The following is an 18,311-nucleotide window of genomic DNA, read 5'->3' as shown; positions in this document are numbered from 1 at the left end:
AACATCGAAACCGAGAATGGCGTCTGGCGGAAAGGTGGTGCTGGATACACCTATGCCAGGACACATCAAGCTTGGGTCTTACCCTTCGAGGACGCCCTGCTTGAGGTAAATCACTGCGGGCCCGAAAAGCAGGCAGCATTCATCCGAGTGCACCAAGGAGCCCAGCCATGACACGGCCTGCGGCATTTACCCAAGGTGATATCTCGAAGCTCCTGAAGGGAGCCAAGGCCGCCGGCGTCAGCGTGAAGCGGGTCGTGATCGACCGAACTGGCAGGATAGTTGCGGACTTCGGCGAGACGGTCGAAGATGCCACCGCGCCGACGAATGAATGGGACGTGGTGTTTGATGCCCAAGAAAAGCGGACTGCCAAAGGGCGTCACTGAGTTTCAGGATCGGCATGGCAACTGGCACATGCGCTATCGTGCTAAAGGTGTGCCGACCCACTACTTCGAAACCCGGCCGGGTCAGGAGGGATGGGGCGAGGAGCTTGAGAAAGCTCGCGGCGGGAAAGCTGAGACGCCCCAAATCCGCACCAGCATGCGGACCAAGCCCGGATCGATGTCGGCTCTGATAGCAGTCTATTATGGGACGCCAGAGTTCACCGGCCTGGCCGATAGCTCGCGCAAGACGTACCGCAATATGCTCGAGCGATTCCGCGAGACCTATGGCGACAAGCAGGTCGCCACCCTCACCCGCGCGCACATCAAGGCGATCATCGGCAGCATGTCAGCGACGCCGGCCGCAGCGAACAATCTGCTCGATCGCCTTCGAGTGCTGATGAAGATCGCTATGGATGACGGCTGGCGGCCGGATGATCCGACCTATCGGGTGTCAGGCTTCAAGCTCACCGGTGACGGCTTCCACACCTGGTCTGAAGAGGACATCGAGCGCTTTTGCGCTGTGCACCCTCCCGGCACCAGCGCGCGCCTAGCAATGGGCTTGATGCTCTTCACCGGCCAGCGCCGCTCCGACATGGTCAACATGGGCTGGCAGCACATCTCAGGCGATCGCATCCGCGTCCACCAGATCAAGACCGACGCCATGCTGTCGATCCCGGTTCATCCCGAGCTCGCAGCGCTGCTGGCCATGACGCCGAGGACCAATATGCCATTCCTGCTGACGCAGTTCGGCAAGCCGTTCACGGCAAACGGATTCGGCAACCGAATGCGCAAGTGGTGCAATGAAGCCGAGCTGGCGGATTGCACCTCGCACGGCCTGAGAAAGGCTGCAGCGCGACGCCTGGCCGAAGCCGGATGTTCGAATAAGGAGATCATGGCGATTACCGGTCATGTCACCGATAAGGAGGTCACGCGCTACACAAAGGCAGCGGACCAGAAGCGTCTCGCGGATCGGGCCATGAAAGCGATCGGCGGCAGTTAGCCAAGGCTGGCAAAAAGGCTTTTTGATTCAATCGTCGATATTTGGCGGGTTAGCCAGACTAAGTGCTTGAAGATATTGCAAGGCGGCAATCCAGTCCCCTCCACCATCGCCCTCCCCCCAATTTTCAAGCGACGTCGGCACCTTCGGGTTGCGTCATTCGATCCAGGGCTTCGATTAGACGCCGGTAGGCCACGATCAGTCGGCCGATACGCCTGGCCTCCGTGGGATGCTGCAGACCGAGCTGAATCAGGAACCGCGCCTCGTCCCGCAAGATGACAACCGCCTCGGCCCTCCGGGTCGAAATTGCCGCCAGCCAGTTCCATTCGCGCAACTTACGGGCGGACTGACGCAGGCGGTCATCAAGATCATATTGCTGCGTCAATCGCCCCTCCCGTCAGGTTGCCCCGCAACGGCTGCATCTACGTAGTGTTCCCTATCCATTTCCAGGCTGGTTAGCGAAATCTTGCTGTAGTCGAGACGGCGAGCCGCTTGCCGCCTTTCGGCAAAGGCGATACGGCTGCGCCATGAGCTTCAACAAATTTCCGCCCAAGCCCAAATATGATCCCGATACCGGTCCGGTCTATCTCTACGGCCTGCACACAGTGCGCGCTGCCCTGGACAACAAGAACCGCATCAAGAAAGTGCTGCTGGTCACGCCAAACGCCCTGATGCGCCTCAAGGAAACCGGCGAGATCGGCAAGGTCACCGTCAAGGAGACCACTCCCAAGGAACTCGACCGCCTGCTCGGCGACGAGGCTGTGCACCAGGGTGCCGCGCTTGAAGTCGATCCGGTCAGCCGTTTCGGCCTCGACGACATTAAGCCGCTCAAGCTGGTGGTCGTGCTCGACCAGATCACCGACCCGCACAATGTCGGAGCCATTCTGCGCACCGCCTGCGCCTTCGGTGCCGATGCCGTCATCACCACGGCGCGCCATTCCCCACGCGAAACCGGCACCATGGCAAAGTCCGCTTCGGGCGCACTCGATCTCGTCCCGATGATCGAGGTCCGCAACCTCGGCGATGCGCTGCAAAAGCTCAAGGATCGCGGCATGTTGGTGCTGGGATTTGATTCTGAATCAGAACATCAGCTCAAGCCGCGCTCGGGCGATCAGCCACTGGCGATTGTCATGGGCGCCGAGGGCAAGGGCTTGCGCCAGCGCACCCGCGAACTCTGCGATGAAATGGTCAAGCTCGACATGCCCGGCCCTATCAAGTCGCTCAACGTTTCCAATGCCGCCGCCATTGCCCTCTTCGCGGCCACCGCCGGGCGGTCCTGATGAGCCTGTTTGCTCCCTTCGCCATTGCGCTGCGTCTCTCGGGCGTCACCGTTTCTCAAAAGGAACTCGATGTCGCCCTCAAGCAGCTGACGGTCCGCTATGAGCCCGAGGATGCCGAGGCCAGCTTTTATGCCCAGGTAGACCTCCCGGCCAGCAATGCCGTTCGCTCGCTGCTCGAACTGGCCGATCGCTCTGGCGCGACCATTGCCGCCATGCTGGAAGATCGCCGCATCGGCAAGGCCGTGCTCGACATCGCCTTCGACTATCCCGAGCATGGCGAAGCCATGTCGGCCCGCCTGCCCGCCCATGTCGCCGCGGCCATCGCCGGCCATGGCATCGATATCGAGATTTCCGTCTATCTGACCGACGTCGAGGACGACGAAGAGGAGTGAACTGGTTCGCCAAAGCGCCAGCAAGGACGCATCCGGATCCCGTGATGAAACAGCGCCTTGCGCTTTACGCGAATGCACCCATCTAGCAGGCAGGCCGCTGCGCGATCTCCCTCCACGCAGCAACGGCGAACAAAGGCCCTGGCGCTTTTTAGCAGCCGGGGCCTTCTTGTTTCTGGTGCCGTTACTGGCCGGCAAGTGCCTCTTCGTAATTGGCCGAAACCTGGTCCCAGTTGACGACGTCCCACCAGGTCGAAAGATATTCGGCGCGGCGGTTGTTGTAGGAGAGGTAGTAGGCGTGTTCCCAGACGTCATTGCCAATCAACGGCTGCCCTTGAACCTCGGCGACGTCCATCAGCGGATTGTCCTGGTTCGCGGTGCTCGTGATTTCAAGTTCGCCCGCATCATTGACGACCAACCAGACCCAGCCTGAGCCGAAACGATCGGCACCGGCCTTTTCGAACGCGGCTTTGAACTCATCCATCGAGCCATAGACAGCCTCGATCGCTGCCGTCAGCTCGGGGCTGGCCTCGCCACGCTCGGCCTCAGGCGCCATGATGGTCCAGAAGAAGCTGTGGTTCCAATGACCGCCCGCACTGTTGCGCACGGCGGTGGCTTGGCTGCTCGCCGTGGCCACCAGTTCCTCGACGGTTGCGGTTTCGGGAATGGTGCCATCTGCAACGGCCTTGTTGAGATTATCGACAAAGGTCTGCTGATGCTTGGTCAGGTGCAGTTCCATGGTCTGCGCATCGATGACAGGCTCGAGCGCATCATAGGCATAGGGCAGTTCCGGCAGGAAGAACGGCCCCGATGCGGCGTCCTGCGCAAAAGCCGATGTTGAAAATAGCGTGGCGGCGGCGATTGCCAGGGCGTGATACGGCACGTTCATGGGAAGGGTCTCCGTCAGAGTTTACCCAGGCCAACGTAAGCCTCCATTGCGCGTTCCGGAGCCCTTGGCCGCGCTTGGTCAATTCGACGTCATACCCAGCCAGCATTCTTCAGGCAGCAGGATGGTGGGTGACAGGCTTCATCAAAACCCCTCACACATCGAGCAGCGCCGCCCACTTGCGTTGGCAAGCGGCGCGGTCAATTGTTGGAGCCTCGGTTCCATGGGGCAACCTGCTTGGCCTTCACCCTGCGTCAACTCCAGTATTTCGTGGCGGTCTGCGAGGCCGGCACCGTCTCGGGCGCAGCCCATACAATCTCCGTCTCCCAATCGGCAGTAACCGACGCCATCAAGGACCTCGAGGATGACTTGGGCGTAGTGCTGTTCGAGCGGCATCGGCGGGGCCTGTTCATTACCAATCGCGGCCACCAGTTCTACCGCCATGCAGCCCGTATCCTGGGCAGCGTCTCCGATGCCCGCCGCAGTTTCGGAGAAAGCGACCAAGCCAGCGGCGGCACCTTGCAGCTCGGCGTCACCTCCTTGGTGGCCGGCTATATCCTCTCCGACCTGCTCGCCCGCTACCGCCGCGCCCAGCCATCGGTCAAGGTCACGGCGATCGAGGACAATGGTGACTATCTTGAACACCTGCTGATCGGCGGCGAGCTCGACGTTGCGGTCATGGTCATTTCCAACATGCGTGACCGGGTGGCGCTGCAGGCCGAAATCTTCGAGACCTCGCCCTATCGCCTGTGGCTGCCGCTGGGCCATCGGCTCGCCGGCGCCGACATCATCGAGATCGGTGATATCGTCAGGGAACCGCTGATCATGCTGACGGTCGACGAGACGGAGGAAAATACCGGAAAGCTGCTTTCGGCCCTTGGTGCCCGGCCACACGTTGCCTTCCGCACCCGCTCCGTCGAGGCGGTGCGCAGTCTCGTTGCCACCGGTGCCGGCGTCGCCATCCTACCCGATCTGATTTATCGCCCCTGGTCGCTGGAAGGCGACCGCATCGAAAGCCGCGACGTTTCCGGGTCCCTGCCGGTGGTCCAGGTCGGCATGGTCTGGCGCAAGGGATCGCAACTGCCGCGGGCAGCCCGCGATTTCATCGCCATGGCCCAGGCACAACATGCTCGCAATCGGTCCTGAGGTGGTATCGGTTTTTCCGATAGGACCATTCTCAACAATGCATTTGCCAAAGTTAACCAGCGCCATAAGCTTCATCCAAGGGAGCTCTGCGCTCCGCGCCCGCTCCCGAGCGCGACACACCCGAAAGGGCGGTCGGAGACGTTCTGGAACAGGGAGACTTCGATGAAATCGATACTGAGGACAAGTACCGCGCTCTCGATGGCGGTGCTGTTTACGGGCCAGGTGACGGCGCAGGAAATGCTCCAGGCACTGGGCGATGGCGAGGGCCAGGTCAGCATCGTTGCTTGGGCCGGCTATATCGAACGCGGCGAGACCGACCCCGCCTATGACTGGGTGACCAGCTTCGAGGAAGCCAGCGGTTGCCAGGTCTCGGTCAAGACCGCAGCCACCTCCGACGAAATGGTCGCGCTGATGAACGAGGGCGGCTTCGACCTGGTCACGGCCTCCGGCGACGCGTCGCTGCGCCTCATCGCCGGCGACCGCGTGCAACCCATCAACACCGCGCTGATCCCGAGCTGGTCGACCATCGACCCGCGAATTGAAAGTGCCGCCTGGCACACGGTGGACGGCACCCATTACGGCACGCCCTATGTCTGGGGCGCCAATGTGCTGATGTACAATACCGAAGCCTTCGGCGACACGCCGCCCACCAGCTGGAACGTCGTCTTCGAAGAGACCACCCTGCCCGACGGCAAAAGCAATGCCGGCCGCGTCCAGGCCTATGACGGCCCGATCTACGTCGCCGACGCCGCACTTTACCTGATGGCGCACAATCCGGACCTCGGCATCACCGACCCCTATGAGCTCAACGAAGACCAGTACAAGGCCGCCCTCGACCTGCTGCGCGTGCAGCGCACCTTGGTCGGCCGCTACTGGCACGACGCCTTCATCCAGATGGACGATTTCACCAATGAAGGCGTCGTGGCCTCTAGCTCCTGGCCCTTCATGGTCAACGTGCTGAAGGCTGGTGGCGCGCCGGTGGAATCAACCTTCCCCGAAGAGGGCATCACTGGCTGGGCCGATACCACCATGCTGCATGTCGACAGCCCCCATCCCAACTGCGCCTATATGTGGATGGAGCATTCCCTGTCCGAAAAGGTCCAGGGCGACGTGTCGGCCTGGTTCGGCACCGTGCCGTCGGTTCCGGCCGCCTGCACGGGAAATGCCCTGCTCGGCGACACCGGCTGCGCCACCAATGGCTATGAGAACTTCGACAAGATCAAGTTCTGGCGCACCCCGACGACCCAATGTTCGACCGGCGAATGCGTGCCCTATTATCGCTGGGTATCCGACTATGTCGGGGTCATCGGCGGGCGCTGACCCGTAGCCGAAAACTTGGGTGAGGCGGCGCGCCTCACCCGTTCCCTTGAGGTTACCAGTCAGGTGCATTCGGTGACGGCAGTTTCACTCCGCCAGATTACCCGCCGCTTCGGCGACGTCCTGGCACTCGACGCCATAGACCTCGATATCGCCGAAGGCGAGTTCTTCGCCATGCTGGGCCCTTCCGGCTCGGGCAAGACCACCTGCCTGCGCGTCATCGCCGGCTTCGAACAGCCAAGTTCAGGCGAACTGTCGATCTTCGGCCAGCGCGCCGAAGGCGTGCCGCCCTACAAGCGCAATGTGAACACGGTCTTCCAGGACTACGCGCTCTTCCCTCATCTCAACGTCATCGACAACGTCGCCTATTCGCTGATGCTGCGCAAAGTGCCGCGCGCCGAACGCTACCAACAGGCTGAGGCTGCGCTCGAGATGGTCAAGCTCGCCGGCTACGGCATGCGGCGGCCCGGCCAACTCTCCGGCGGCCAGCGCCAGCGCGTTGCCCTGGCCCGTGCACTGGTCAACCAGCCCAAGGTCCTGCTGCTCGACGAACCGCTCGGAGCACTCGACCTCAAGCTGCGCGAACAGATGCAGGAGGAACTCAAGGCCCTGCAGAAGCGACTGGGCATCACCTTCATCTTTGTCACCCACGACCAGGGTGAAGCCATGTCGATGGCCGACCGGATCGCGGTGTTCAACCTGGGCAGGGTCATGCAGGTGGGCACGCCCGAGGACATCTACCTGCGTCCTGCCTCGCGTTTCGTTGCCGATTTCGTCGGGTCGTCCAACGTGCTGCCGCCTGATTTCGTGGCGCGCACCACAGGCATGGCGAACTGGGCCAGCCTCCGCCCCGAGGCCGTGACCCTCACGGCAGGATCTGGGTCAGCCGGACTGACAGGTACCGTGCTGTCGCGCAGCTACCTCGGCGCCACCACCCGCGTTGCTATCGACCTGAGCGGCCAGCGCCTCCATGCCATCGTCCCGTCCGGCCCCGCCGTACCCCAGGAGGGTGCTGCGGTGACGGTTGGCTTCGACCCAGGCGCGCTGCATCGCATGGACGATACGCCATGACGACAAGCGATGGCGCCTTCCTCCATCATCGCCGCGGCCTGCTGACCGGCCTGTCCGACCTGTTCTGGCGTCGGCCCAATCTGCTGATCTTCCTGCTGCTGGTGCCGCCGCTGCTGTGGCTGGGCGTCATCTATGTCGGCTCACTGCTGGCTCTGCTGCTGCAGAGCTTTTACGCCATCGACGAATTTTCCGGCATGGTCGACTACGATGTGCTGACCCTCAAAACCTATGGCGAGCTGTTCCGCCCGGCCAATCTCGATATCATAGTCCGCACCGTCTTGATGGCTATGACGGTGACCATGGCCTCCGCCATCATCGCCTTCCCCATCGCCTATATGGCGGCGCGCTATGTGCGCGGAAAATGGAAGGCCATGTTCTACCTGGCGGTCATGCTGCCGCTGTGGTCGAGCTACCTGGTCAAGATCTACGCCTGGAAACTGATCCTCGCCAAGGAAGGCATTCTCAACTGGATCTTCGCCCAGTTGCACCTGACCGGCGTGTTGGAAGCCTATCTCGGCCTGCCGGTCGTTGGCGGTGGATCACTGTCGATCAGCTATACCGGCACCTTCCTCGTCTTCGTCTACGTCTGGATGCCCTATATGATCCTGCCGACACAGGCAGCACTGGAGCGCGTCCCGGTCAATCTCACCGACGCCTCCTCCGATCTCGGCGGCACGCCCTGGCAGACCTTTCGCCACGTCATCTTCCCGCTCGCTCTGCCCGGCATCATCGCCGGCTCGATCTTCACCTTCTCGCTGACCCTGGGCGACTATATCATTCCCCAGATCGTCGGCTCCTCCCGCCTGTTCATCGGCCAGGCGGTCTATGCTCACCAGGGAACAGCCGGCAATATTCCGCTGGCCGCCGCCTTCTCGATCGTGCCCATCGTCATCATGGGTCTCTATCTCTGGATGGCCCAGCGCAAGGGGGCTTTCGATGCGCTCTGACGCGCCCCGCGCGCCCCTCGCCCTCAAGCTTGCCGCCGGCGCCGGCCTCGTCTTCATGATCGCGCCGCTGCTGCTGATCTTCGTCTATGCCTTCACCACCGAGGAGCGGACCTACCAATGGCCGCCACCGGGCTTCACGCTGCAATGGTTCGGCGTTACCTGGGGGCGGGCCGACGTCTGGCAGGCACTGACCCTCTCGGTTCAGGTCGCCACCATCTCGACCATCATCGCCCTGATCCTGGGCACGCTCTGCGCTGCCGCAGTCTCGGGCAGCCGGTTCTTCGGCCGCGAGGTCATCTCGCTGCTCGTCATCCTGCCCATCGCCCTGCCCGGCATCATCACCGGCATTGCCCTACGCTCGGCCTTCGGCATGACCGACATTCCCTTTTCCTTCTGGACCATCGTCGTCGGCCACGCGACCTTCTGCGTCGTGACCGTCTACAACAATGCCGTCGCCCGCTTCCGCCGCACTTCCGGCTCGCTGATCGAGGCGTCCATGGATCTCGGCGCCGACCAGTTTCAGACCTTCCGCCACGTCATCCTGCCCAATATCGGCACGGCGCTCCTGGCCGGCGGCATGCTGGCCTTTGCGCTGAGCTTTGACGAAGTCATCGTCACCACCTTCACCGCCGGCCAACAACAAACCCTGCCGCTCTGGATGCTCGAAGAACTGGTGCGGCCGCGCCAGCGTCCCGTGACCAATGTCGTGGCCCTGATCGTCGTGCTGGTGACCACAATTCCCATTCTCTTGGCCTTTTACCTGACCCGCGACGGCGACCAGATCGCCGGCAGCGGCAAATAACGAGGAGGATTTTCTTGGACACCCAGATGCTGATCGGCTCGGCCTTCGAAGCGGGCACCGAAACCGAAGAAATCGTCCTCAATCCCAAGACCGGCGCGGAAATCCTCAAGCTCCCCGAGGCCTCGCTCAACCAGATCGATGCGGCCGTCTCGGCAGCCAAAAAGGCCTTCACCAACTGGTCGCGCACCACGCCCGGTCAGCGCTCCGCCTATCTGCTGCGCATCGCCGACGCCATCGAGCGGGATACCGAGGCCTACGCCGCCCTCGAGGCGCTTAATTGCGGCAAACCGATCAACGCCGTGATCAACGACGAAATCCCCGCCATCGTCGATTGCTACCGCTTTTTTGCAGGCGCTGTCCGCTCGATGACCGGCACCATTTCCGGCGAATACCTGCCCGGGCACACCTCGATGATCCGCCGCGATCCGATCGGCGTCGTCGGCTCGATCGCGCCCTGGAACTATCCGCTGATGATGATGGCCTGGAAACTGGCCCCCGCCATTGCCGGCGGCAACACCGTCGTCTTCAAGCCCTCCGAACAGACGCCGCTCTCGGCGCTCAAGCTCATCCGGGCCATGGCCGACATCCTGCCCGAAGGCGTGGTCAACCTCGTGCTCGGGCGCGGCGATACGGTGGGCAATGCACTGATCAACCACCCCGGCGTCGACATGATTTCCATCACGGGCGACGTGGCAACGGGCAAGAAAGTGCTGCAGGCCGCCGCCAAATCGGTCAAGCGCACCCATCTGGAATTGGGCGGCAAGGCCCCGGTCATTGTCTATGACGACGTGGATCTGGAATCGGTCGTGACAGGCCTGCGCGCCTTCGGCTTCTACAATGCCGGCCAGGACTGCACCGCTGCCTGCCGCATCTATGCCGGCGACAAGATCTACGACAAGCTCGTCGCCGACCTGAGCGCGGCTGTGTCCACCATCAAGCTCAACGACCCCGACGACACGCTCAACGAGATCGGCCCGCTGATTTCCCGCCGCCAGCGCGACCGGGTGGCGAGTTTTGTCGAACGCGCCGCCGAACTGCCGCACATCGACATCACCACCGGCGGCAAGCTTGCCAGCGAGCGCGGCTATTTCTACCAGCCGACGGTGATCGCCGGCGCCACCCAGGAAGACGAAATCGTCCGCCGCGAGGTGTTCGGCCCCGTTGTCTCCATCACCCGCTTCGAGGATCCGGAAGACGCCATCACCTGGGCCAATGACAGCGACTATGGCCTCGCCTCGTCGGTCTGGACCCGCGATGTCAGCAAGGCCATGCAGACCGCTGCGCGCCTGCGCTATGGCTGCACCTGGATCAATACCCACTTCATGCTGGTCAATGAAATGCCGCATGGCGGACTGAAACAATCCGGCTACGGCAAGGACATGTCTTCCTACGCGCTGGAAGACTATACCGCCGTACGGCACGTCATGATCAATCACGGCGGCTGACGACGAGACAAGGAATTCGACAAAGCTCTACAAATTCTGATCGGATCGCAACATGGTCACCCTCTGCTGCTACTAGACCTGATGCATCGGCTCGCCTATCGACGGGGTGACGCCATAGCGAAGGGATCGGCAGATGAGGGCATGCAAGCACCTGTGGGCAATCGTCTTCCTGGCCCTGTTGTCCAGCGCCGCGCTGGCGCAGCAGGCCGTAACGCCGACTGCTCAACCCACGCTCACCGCCGACCAGGTGGAGACGGTCGACCGTCTCATCACCGTTCTCGAAGACGACCAACTTCGCGTCGACCTGCTGGCCCATCTGCGCACGCTCGTTGTCGAACCCGAAACCACCGCTCCAACAGAAGTCACCAGTGATCCGTCCGTCGAAGGGGAGGAAGCAGTCAATCAACCAGGACTGATTGATGCGCTTTCTACCTGGACCAACACGCTGATCGACCAACTGCCGACCACCACCTTCGGCGTGCCTATTGACCGGAAGGCGTCACAGGCGGGCACTCAGATCACCAGCCGTTTTCAGGCAGGCCTGGAAACCGGGCAACTAGTTGGCTTCGCGCTCTGGGCCGTCCCCGGCCTGCTGATCACCATTGCTGGTGGCCTGCTGCTACGCCGCGCTATGCGCCGCATGACCGCACCACACGTGCCTGTCCGCAAGCGCTGGCTGGCCACGGGCCTGCTCCTCCATATCCTCGGCCACATCGCGCTCTTCCTGGCCGTCACGCTTGGCGCAAGCCTTGTGGCGCCCAGCGGCATCGGCGCCCAGATCTTTGCCACACTCGCTATCGGTATCCTGCTGGCCATGCTGGGCACCACCCTGGCCATCTCAAGTCTTTCTGTCCTCGCCAGCTGGCGTGGCGCGCGCCTCATCCGCTATTGCCAGCTCCGCTTCTACCCCTGGCTCTTGGCCATCTCCGTCATCGCGATCTTCGCCGCCCTTGGCAATGAACCGACCCTGCGCCGTGTCGTCGGCTGGTCGGCTGCCGACATTGTGGGTTTTGCCCTGAACCTCGCCGCGGCATTCATCCTCCTGCTCTTCATTATCCGTCACAAGCGCGCCGTCGGGCGGCTGATCTTCGGCGCCGCATGCAGCAAGCCGGCTTCGGACAATGTGCTCAACAATGCGACACGCCGTCTGGCCAAACACTGGCCGCTGCTGGCCTATGCCTTCCTCGGTCTGAGCGTCGTCAGCGTCGTCGGCGGCCAGCGCGACAATGACGTGCTGAGCCAGATGCTCTGGTCCTTCGGCACCGTGCTGGCGGGCCTCGTCGTCATCTCGATCCTCAATCGCTTCTTCACCCCCAAGCCGCCCAAGTATCGCTATCGCGTCAGCCCGGTACAGCAGGTCGTGGGCAAGGCACTGATGCGCGTCCTGCGCCTCACATCGGACGCCGTGGCGACCTTTGGCATCATCCTGGCGCTGAGCTGGATCTGGGGTTTCAACCTTTGGCTCTGGCTTACCACCGACGGCATGCCTTTGACCGCGCCCCTGCTTGCAGCAGCAACCGTTGTGGTCGTCGCCTGGCTGATCTGGGTGGCCCTCGATGCCTGGATCGCGACCGCGCTGACCCCGCGCGAAGGCCTCAACTGGTCGCAGCGCCGCTCCAGCCGCGTTCAGACCCTGCTGCCTCTCGTGCGCAATGGCGCCATGATCGTCCTGATCGTGCTAACCGGCATAGCCGTGCTCGCCAATATCGGCGTCGACGTCACGCCGCTGATCGCCGGTGCTGGCGTCTTCGGTCTCGCCATCAGCTTTGGCTCCCAGCAACTGGTGCAGGATGTGATAACTGGTATCTTCATTCTCGCCGAGGACACGATCGCCATCGGCGACACCATCAATACCGGCGACCGCAGCGGCGTGGTGGAAAGCATATCCCTCCGCACCATCCGCCTGCGCGACAGCGACGGCGCGCTGCATTCCATCCCCTTCTCGACCGTGAAGGCCCTCAAGAACAGTTCACGCAATTTTGGCGTGCTTCGTCCGCGTTACACGGTGCCCTCTGCGGTCGACCCCATGGTGGTGATGGAAGAGATGCGTCTCACCGCCAAGACCCTGCGCGAAAACCCGCGCTATTCGGGCTCGATCACCACCGACCTGCACGACCTGGGCATAGATGAGATCAACGCCGGGTCTGTCGTTGTCAGCGGCTCGATGCGCACCAGCCCCCTGCGCCAGACCGAACTTGCACGCGCCTTCAACGGCAAGCTGCTCGAAGGCCTGGCCGCCAAGGGCATAGCGCTCTAATCGCAAAACAAAGGGGAGGCTCACGCCTCCCCAAAAGAGTTGCTCCTACTGTGCTGCTGCCAGCGATGGCGCATTGAGGTCCATCAGCTGCAGCGCGCGACGCAGGCTTTCCGGCTGTTCGGCGCGATAGCGATGGCCGATTTCCATCATCAGCACCGTCTCGGGCAGGAAGGTCAGTTCCGAGAAGATGCGATCCCAGTCGATATCGCCCCAGCCGAGCGGCATATGCAGGTCGCCGATACCCATGGCAGTGTTTTCCTGCGGATGGAACGGCTTGTAGAAGCCCTGCGGACGGCCGAAGCTGTCGTGCACATGCAGGTGGCCTGTGACCGGCGCCATGGCTGCGATCTCGGCGAAGAAGTCGAGGCCACGATAGGTGGTTTCGAGATAGGCGTGGCTGAAGTCGATCAAGGCCACGACGTTGGGATGGTCGACTGCCTTGACGGTCTCGGCCACCTGCGACGGCGTCTGGCGATACTGGCCCGGCTCGGTGGTGAAGATGTTCTCCAGCGCGATGCGCACACCCTGCGGCTTGGCGAACTCGGCCAGTTCCACCAGCGCTTCGCGCTCGCGAAGATCTGCGCCATGGCGTTCCTCGATCTGGTCTGCCCGCAGGCAGCCGCCGTGCTGCACCAGGATATTGGATTCAACGCGATTGCAGAATTCCACCAGCGCCTTGGCGGCATCAAGCTGATACCGCTGCGTTACCGGGTCCATGAAATTGGACGAAACCAGGCCGTGCACTGTGTAGCGGAAGTCAAATTCGCTGGTGATGGCCAACACGCGTTCCAGGCGCTCCGGAATGATGCGGCCACCCGAAATCAGGTCGACGCTGGTAATGCCCAACTCGACCGTATCGACGCCCATGTCGGCCAGGGCGCGCATGTCGTCATGGAGGCTGGCGAGTTCGCCATCCGTTGAGCCGACATTGAAGCCGGTGCCGATGATATTGCTCATGATATCTGTCCTTCTCAGGCGGTTGCTGTTGTCGGAGTTTTGGCGTGCTGGCTGGCGGTATCGATGCGCCGGCTGGTGTCATGGCCGAACACATGCACATCGCCTTCCGAGAAGGTGATGTGGATCGGCATGCCGGTGCCCAGCGGATCATTGCCGCCATCGACGGCGATGACGCGGCTGCCGTCCAAATCGGCATAGATCAGCCGCGAGGCGCCCAGCTCTTCTGTATAGTCGACCACGGCCGACAGCGCGTTCTTGTCGCTGGCACCGGTCCGGCTGACCAGCTCGGGACGCACGCCGATCGAGACTTCCTTGTCGACATGATGCTTGGCCAGGGCGGGCAGCTTGATCATGCCGCCCTTGCCGTGCCGGAAATAGCCGTCCTGGCTGAAAAACCCGCGAACGAGATTCATCGCCGGCGAACCGATGAAGTCGGCGACGAAGAGGCTTGCCGGATGATGATAGACTTCGCTCGGCTTGCCCACCTGCTCCACCACGCCCTGGTTCATCACGATCAGCCGGTCGGCCAGCGTCATGGCTTCGGTCTGGTCATGCGTCACGAAAACCGAGGTGACGCCGAGGCTGCGATGGAGGTTCCGCACTTCGGCCCGCATCGCCACGCGCAGCTTGGCATCGAGATTGGAAAAGGGCTCGTCGAACAGAAACACCTTCGGCTCGCGCACCATGGCACGCGCCATGGCAACGCGCTGGCGCTGGCCGCCCGACAGCTCGCCGGGCTTGCGGTCAAGATAGGGTTCAAGGCTCACCGACTGGGCGACCTTGAGCACCTTGGCGTCACGCTGGGCACGCGGCATGCCGGCAACCTTGAGCGAATAGCCGATATTCTGGCGCACGCTCATATGCGGATAGAGCGCATAGTTCTGGAACACCATGGCGCAGCCGCGTTCGCGCGGTTCGAGCTGGTTGACGACCTTGCCCTCGATCGAGATCGTCCCCTCGGAAATGTCCTCGAGGCCCGCGATCATGCGCAGGAGGGTCGACTTGCCGCAGCCCGATGGCCCGAGGATCACGACGAACTCGCCCGCCTCGATCTCGACATTGACGCCATGGATGACGTCATTCTTCTGATAGCGCTTCTTGACGCCGCTGATGGAAATGGCCGCCATGGTCTGTCTCACTTGTCTCGGGAAATTAGGCCGCGCACGAACCAGCGCTGCATCAAGGCAACGACCAGCAGCGGGGGCAGCATGATGATGAGGGCACCCGCCATGGTGACATTCCAGTCGGGCGTGCCGTTCTGCGCCGGGATCAGCGCCTTGAGCTGCATCACCACGGTGCCGTAGTTGGCGCGATCGGTGGTGATCAGAAGTGGCCAAAGATACTGGTTCCAGCTCGACACGAACATGATCGTGGCCAGCGCCAGCATATTGGTGCGGCTCAGCGGCAGCAGCACATCCCAGAAAAAGCGCAGCGGACCGGAGCCATCCATTTTGGAGGCTTCCACCAGCTCGTCGGGAATGGTCATGAAGAACTGGCGGTAGAGGAACGTGCCAGTCGCCGTCGCCACCAGCGGCAGGATCAGGCCGGTGTAGGAATTGAGCAGGTTCCATTCGAGCCCGATGCGAATACCTGAGACGGCCTCGATCAGCCCGGTCAGGCCCAGCGTATCGAGAATGATCTGGAACGGCTGCAGCGCATTGGCGGCAATCGAATAGGTCGGCACGATGCGCACTTCGAGCGGCAGCATCAGCGTGATGAAGATCAGCCAGAAGCAGACCATGCGGGCGCGGTAGTTGAAGAAGACGATCGAAAACGCCGACAGCGCCGCCAGCACGATCTTGCCGATCGTCACGCCCGAAGCCACGATGAAGCTGTTGATCATCTTGGGGCCGAGGTCGGCGCGGGTCCAGGCAGTCTGGATATTCTCGATCAGATGTCCCGATGGCCAGAGCGCGATCGGCACACGGGTGACTTCGGGCAGCGACAGGCTGCCGGCCACAAAGGTGATCCAGAACGGCACCAGCACCAGGAACAAGCCCAGGATCATGGCCGCATAGGAGACGAAGTCGAAGAACGGCGAACGTTCGATCATTTCTGCGGCCTCAATTGTAGTGGACGCGCTTTTCGACCCATTTGAACTGGACGAAAGTGAGCGCGATGACGAGAAGCATCAGGACGATCGACTGGGCAGCGGCGCCCGAATAGTCGAGGCCTTTGAACCCATCGACATAGATATTGTAGACCATGACTTCCGTGGACCCGATCGGCCCGCCTTCGGTCATCACGTCGATCAGGCCAAAACTGTCGGTAAAGCTCGAGATCAGGTTCATGATGATCAGGAAGAACACGGTCGGCGTGATCAGCGGCAGTTGCAGGTCCATCATTCGGCGGAACGGACGGGCACCATCCATGGCCCCAGCTTCCGAAATCGAGCGTGGGATCATCTGCAAAGCCGCGAGGAAGAAGATGAAATTATAGCCGATGCCCAGCCAGGCATGGCAGACGATGACCATGCCCAGTGCATGCGCGCCATTGATCGCGGGATTCCACAGGCCCGGCCAAACCTGGTTGATCGCGCCGACAAGACCGGCATCGGGCGAAAAGATGAAGCGGAACGCAACGCCTGCAGCGGGAGCGGCGATCGCATAGGGCCAGACGAAAACCGACTGGAACAGCCGTGTACCCTTGAGCGCACGATCGACGAAAGCCGCCAGCGTCAGTGCTATCACCATGGAAATGGCTGTCGTGCAAATCGCATAGAAAGCGCTGCGGCCGACCATTGCCCAATATTGGCCATCACGGAAAATGCCGAGGAAATTGGCAAAGCCGACCCAGTTATTGCCACCACCCCATGGCTGTTCGAGCGTGAAGGCCCAGTACAGCGCCTGCGTCGTCGGCCAGTAGAAGAAGATCAGCACGAGGATGAGCTGGGGCGCGATCAGCAGCCAGGGCAATCCGCCATTCTTGTAAAAAGCACGTCTTTCCATGAGCCAGTCCGCCTCGGCTGAAATGGGCACGGACGGCTTTCGCCGTCCGTGCGGGTCTCGTCAGATCAGGGGAGAGCCTGGCCCGGATAGGTGGCTTCGAACTTGCGCAGCACTTCGTTGGAGCGCTCGGCAGCGGTATCGAGAGCTTCCTGGACCGGCACGCCGTTGAACAGCACGGCCTGGATGGCGTTCTGGATTTCGACGCGGACGGCGCCGAAGTTACCGAGGCGCACGCCGCGGGTATATTCGGACGGTGGGGTGAAGCTCAGGCTGGCCAGCGCAAGTTCACGGCCCTTGTAGGGAGCGGCATCATAAAAGCCAGCAGCCTTCATGGCTTCAAAGCCCGAATTGGTAACCGGGATGTAGCCGGTCACAGTCGACCACCATTCGGCCTGCTTCGGCGTGGCAAGGAAAGCATAGAACGCCGCAGCGCCCTTGTATTCTTCTTCCGACTTGCCCTTGAGAGTCCAGAGGGCAGCGCCGCCGACCAGCGAGTTGTGGCGTTCGGTGCCTTCCCAGACGGGCAGCATGGTGACGTCCCAGTGCATGCCTTCCATGGCCTGCTTGCCGATCGTGCCATGGTCGGCGATCGAGGAGGACGACATCTGGCACTTGGCGTTGATGAAGGCGTCATTGGCGGTTTCGCCAGTGGCCTTGCTCTTCACGACCAGCAGGCCCTCGTCATACATGTCCTTGTAGAACTGGAGCTGCTTGACGAAGAGACCGTTGTTGAAGTCAACGGTGGCGTCGAGACCGCCATAGCCATTGCCATTGGTGGCGATCGGCTGGTTGTGGATGGCGGAGAACTGTTCCCACCACTGCCACTGACCGGTCGGATCGAAGGCGATCGGGCATTCATAGCCGGCAGCCTTGAGGTCGCGGGCGATCTGCTCGACCTGTTCCCAGGTTTCCGGCGCGCCTTCAAAGCCAACCGCTTCTAGCGCATCGGTGTTGTAGTAGAACATGGCCGTGGAATTGTTGAACGGCATGGCCAGCAGTTCGCCCGACGAGGTGGCGAAATACGAGCTCACGCCCGAATTATAGTCCGACCAGTCGATCTCGTAGCCGTTGTCTTCCATCAGCTGGCGCACCGGCAGGTAGGCGCCCGACAGCATCAGGTCGACGACGCCGCCGTCCGAAATCTGGGCGATCGTCGGCTGCTTGTTGGCGCGGAAGGCCGCGATCGTGTTCTGCAGGTTGTTTTCGTAGGTTTCCTGGCTGACGCAAACGATCTCGTAGTCGGCCTGCGACTCGTTGAACGTCTTGCACATGTCCTGGATGCGTTCGCTGAGATCGCCGGACAGGCCATACCAGAACTCGAACTTGGTCTGGGCCATGGCAGGTGCGGTCGCCAGCGCAAGCGCGGCGAAAGTGGTTGCTGCGCTGAGCAGCTGAGCGCGTTTCATTTGAGCCTGTCTCCGAATTAATGCCCTCGGGCGGCGGCGACATCTAGGCTCGGAAAATGACGCTTCCTGTTCAGCATCGAGTC

Annotated in this window: 18 protein-coding genes; 11 read left to right on the top strand and 7 right to left on the bottom strand. The window is 62.0% G+C overall.

What is annotated here, in order from left to right:
• Positions 1-167 precede the first annotated feature (167 nt).
• Together P0Y65_05555 and P0Y65_05550 are read left to right on the top strand one after the other, a co-directional pair.
• A complete protein-coding gene (locus P0Y65_05555; GenBank protein WEK05720.1) occupies positions 168-383 on the top strand; it encodes a hypothetical protein in 216 nt (71 codons plus the stop codon).
• A complete protein-coding gene (locus P0Y65_05550; GenBank protein ID WEK05719.1) occupies positions 346-1,380 on the top strand; it encodes a tyrosine-type recombinase/integrase in 1,035 nt (344 codons plus the stop codon). The genes P0Y65_05555 and P0Y65_05550 overlap by 38 nt, the downstream gene beginning before the upstream one ends.
• Positions 1,381-1,504: 124 nt before the next feature.
• Here the strand turns inward: P0Y65_05550 and P0Y65_05545 are convergent, their stop codons facing one another.
• Positions 1,505-1,762: a hypothetical protein gene (locus tag P0Y65_05545; GenBank protein WEK05718.1), complete on the bottom strand. Its 258-nt coding sequence runs from the start codon at positions 1,760-1,762 to the stop codon at positions 1,505-1,507.
• A gap of 142 nt (positions 1,763-1,904) precedes the next feature.
• On the opposite strand from P0Y65_05545, the gene rlmB reads away from it, so the two are divergent.
• Positions 1,905-2,657 carry a 23S rRNA (guanosine(2251)-2'-O)-methyltransferase RlmB gene (rlmB, locus tag P0Y65_05540; protein ID WEK05717.1) on the top strand — a complete coding sequence of 251 codons (753 nt, stop codon included), beginning with the start codon at positions 1,905-1,907 and terminating at the stop codon, positions 2,655-2,657.
• Positions 2,657-3,049: a hypothetical protein gene (locus P0Y65_05535; protein ID WEK05716.1), complete on the top strand. Its 393-nt coding sequence runs from the start codon at positions 2,657-2,659 to the stop codon at positions 3,047-3,049. The genes rlmB and P0Y65_05535 overlap by 1 nt, the downstream gene beginning before the upstream one ends.
• Before the next feature lie 181 nt (positions 3,050-3,230).
• Here the strand turns inward: P0Y65_05535 and P0Y65_05530 are convergent, their stop codons facing one another.
• Positions 3,231-3,935 (bottom strand): superoxide dismutase, encoded by a 705-nt coding sequence (locus P0Y65_05530; protein WEK05715.1) that lies wholly within the window; start codon positions 3,933-3,935, stop codon positions 3,231-3,233.
• 234 nt (positions 3,936-4,169) lie between these two features.
• On the opposite strand from P0Y65_05530, the gene P0Y65_05525 reads away from it, so the two are divergent.
• The 7 genes from P0Y65_05525 (at position 4,170) to P0Y65_05495 (ending at position 12,917) form a co-directional block, all read left to right on the top strand.
• On the top strand, positions 4,170-5,078 hold the full coding sequence (locus tag P0Y65_05525) for a LysR substrate-binding domain-containing protein (GenBank protein ID WEK05714.1): 909 nt from the start codon (positions 4,170-4,172) through the stop codon (positions 5,076-5,078).
• A 162-nt stretch (positions 5,079-5,240) separates the two neighbouring features.
• Positions 5,241-6,398: an ABC transporter substrate-binding protein gene (locus P0Y65_05520; protein WEK05713.1), complete on the top strand. Its 1,158-nt coding sequence runs from the start codon at positions 5,241-5,243 to the stop codon at positions 6,396-6,398.
• Between the two features lie 72 nt (positions 6,399-6,470).
• Positions 6,471-7,466: an ABC transporter ATP-binding protein gene (locus tag P0Y65_05515; protein ID WEK05712.1), complete on the top strand. Its 996-nt coding sequence runs from the start codon at positions 6,471-6,473 to the stop codon at positions 7,464-7,466.
• Positions 7,463-8,413, top strand: a complete 951-nt coding sequence (locus tag P0Y65_05510; GenBank protein ID WEK05711.1) for an ABC transporter permease — start codon at positions 7,463-7,465, stop codon at positions 8,411-8,413. Before P0Y65_05515 ends, P0Y65_05510 begins: the two co-directional genes overlap by 4 nt.
• Positions 8,403-9,215 (top strand): ABC transporter permease, encoded by an 813-nt coding sequence (locus tag P0Y65_05505; GenBank protein ID WEK05710.1) that lies wholly within the window; start codon positions 8,403-8,405, stop codon positions 9,213-9,215. The genes P0Y65_05510 and P0Y65_05505 overlap by 11 nt, the downstream gene beginning before the upstream one ends.
• 14 nt (positions 9,216-9,229) lie before the next feature.
• A complete protein-coding gene (locus P0Y65_05500; GenBank protein ID WEK05709.1) occupies positions 9,230-10,660 on the top strand; it encodes a gamma-aminobutyraldehyde dehydrogenase in 1,431 nt (476 codons plus the stop codon).
• A gap of 133 nt (positions 10,661-10,793) precedes the next feature.
• A complete protein-coding gene (locus tag P0Y65_05495; GenBank protein ID WEK05708.1) occupies positions 10,794-12,917 on the top strand; it encodes a mechanosensitive ion channel in 2,124 nt (707 codons plus the stop codon).
• Positions 12,918-12,962: 45 nt separating this feature from the next.
• Here the strand turns inward: P0Y65_05495 and P0Y65_05490 are convergent, their stop codons facing one another.
• The 5 genes from P0Y65_05490 to P0Y65_05470 all read right to left on the bottom strand — a co-directional run bounded on the left by P0Y65_05490 (position 12,963) and on the right by P0Y65_05470 (position 18,228).
• On the bottom strand, positions 12,963-13,874 hold the full coding sequence (locus P0Y65_05490; protein ID WEK05707.1) for a TIM barrel protein: 912 nt from the start codon (positions 13,872-13,874) through the stop codon (positions 12,963-12,965).
• A 14-nt stretch (positions 13,875-13,888) separates the two neighbouring features.
• Entirely contained in the window at positions 13,889-15,001 is a 1,113-nt protein-coding gene (gene ugpC, locus P0Y65_05485; protein WEK05706.1) for a sn-glycerol-3-phosphate ABC transporter ATP-binding protein UgpC, read from the bottom strand.
• An 8-nt stretch (positions 15,002-15,009) separates the two neighbouring features.
• Positions 15,010-15,927 carry an ABC transporter permease subunit gene (locus P0Y65_05480; GenBank protein ID WEK05705.1) on the bottom strand — a complete coding sequence of 306 codons (918 nt, stop codon included), beginning with the start codon at positions 15,925-15,927 and terminating at the stop codon, positions 15,010-15,012.
• 10 nt (positions 15,928-15,937) lie between these two features.
• A complete protein-coding gene (locus P0Y65_05475) occupies positions 15,938-16,822 on the bottom strand; it encodes an ABC transporter permease subunit (GenBank protein ID WEK05704.1) in 885 nt (294 codons plus the stop codon).
• Positions 16,823-16,887: 65 nt separating this feature from the next.
• Positions 16,888-18,228 (bottom strand): extracellular solute-binding protein, encoded by a 1,341-nt coding sequence (locus tag P0Y65_05470; protein WEK05703.1) that lies wholly within the window; start codon positions 18,226-18,228, stop codon positions 16,888-16,890.
• Positions 18,229-18,311 lie beyond the last annotated feature (83 nt).

It is taken from the genome of Candidatus Devosia phytovorans, assembly GCA_029202405.1.
GTDB classification, from domain to species: Bacteria; Pseudomonadota; Alphaproteobacteria; order Rhizobiales; family Devosiaceae; genus Devosia; species Devosia phytovorans.
This window is presented reverse-complemented; position numbering and strand designations above follow the sequence as displayed.

Excerpts from the sequence above, each read along its gene's own strand:
- P0Y65_05555 (WEK05720.1), top strand. The coding sequence starts at position 168 with ATGACACGGCCTGCGGCATTTACCCAAGGTGATATCTCGAAGCTCCTG.
- P0Y65_05550 (WEK05719.1), top strand. The coding sequence starts at position 346 with ATGCCCAAGAAAAGCGGACTGCCAAAGGGCGTCACTGAGTTTCAGGAT.
- rlmB (WEK05717.1), top strand. The coding sequence starts at position 1,905 with ATGAGCTTCAACAAATTTCCGCCCAAGCCCAAATATGATCCCGATACC.
- P0Y65_05535 (WEK05716.1), top strand. The coding sequence starts at position 2,657 with ATGAGCCTGTTTGCTCCCTTCGCCATTGCGCTGCGTCTCTCGGGCGTC.
- P0Y65_05530 (WEK05715.1), bottom strand. The coding sequence starts at position 3,935 with ATGAACGTGCCGTATCACGCCCTGGCAATCGCCGCCGCCACGCTATTT.
- P0Y65_05520 (WEK05713.1), top strand. The coding sequence starts at position 5,241 with ATGAAATCGATACTGAGGACAAGTACCGCGCTCTCGATGGCGGTGCTG.
- P0Y65_05510 (WEK05711.1), top strand. The coding sequence starts at position 7,463 with ATGACGACAAGCGATGGCGCCTTCCTCCATCATCGCCGCGGCCTGCTG.
- P0Y65_05505 (WEK05710.1), top strand. The coding sequence starts at position 8,403 with ATGCGCTCTGACGCGCCCCGCGCGCCCCTCGCCCTCAAGCTTGCCGCC.
- P0Y65_05495 (WEK05708.1), top strand. The coding sequence starts at position 10,794 with ATGAGGGCATGCAAGCACCTGTGGGCAATCGTCTTCCTGGCCCTGTTG.
- P0Y65_05490 (WEK05707.1), bottom strand. The coding sequence starts at position 13,874 with ATGAGCAATATCATCGGCACCGGCTTCAATGTCGGCTCAACGGATGGC.
- ugpC (WEK05706.1), bottom strand. The coding sequence starts at position 15,001 with ATGGCGGCCATTTCCATCAGCGGCGTCAAGAAGCGCTATCAGAAGAAT.
- P0Y65_05480 (WEK05705.1), bottom strand. The coding sequence starts at position 15,927 with ATGATCGAACGTTCGCCGTTCTTCGACTTCGTCTCCTATGCGGCCATG.
- P0Y65_05475 (WEK05704.1), bottom strand. The coding sequence starts at position 16,822 with ATGGAAAGACGTGCTTTTTACAAGAATGGCGGATTGCCCTGGCTGCTG.
- P0Y65_05470 (WEK05703.1), bottom strand. The coding sequence starts at position 18,228 with ATGAAACGCGCTCAGCTGCTCAGCGCAGCAACCACTTTCGCCGCGCTT.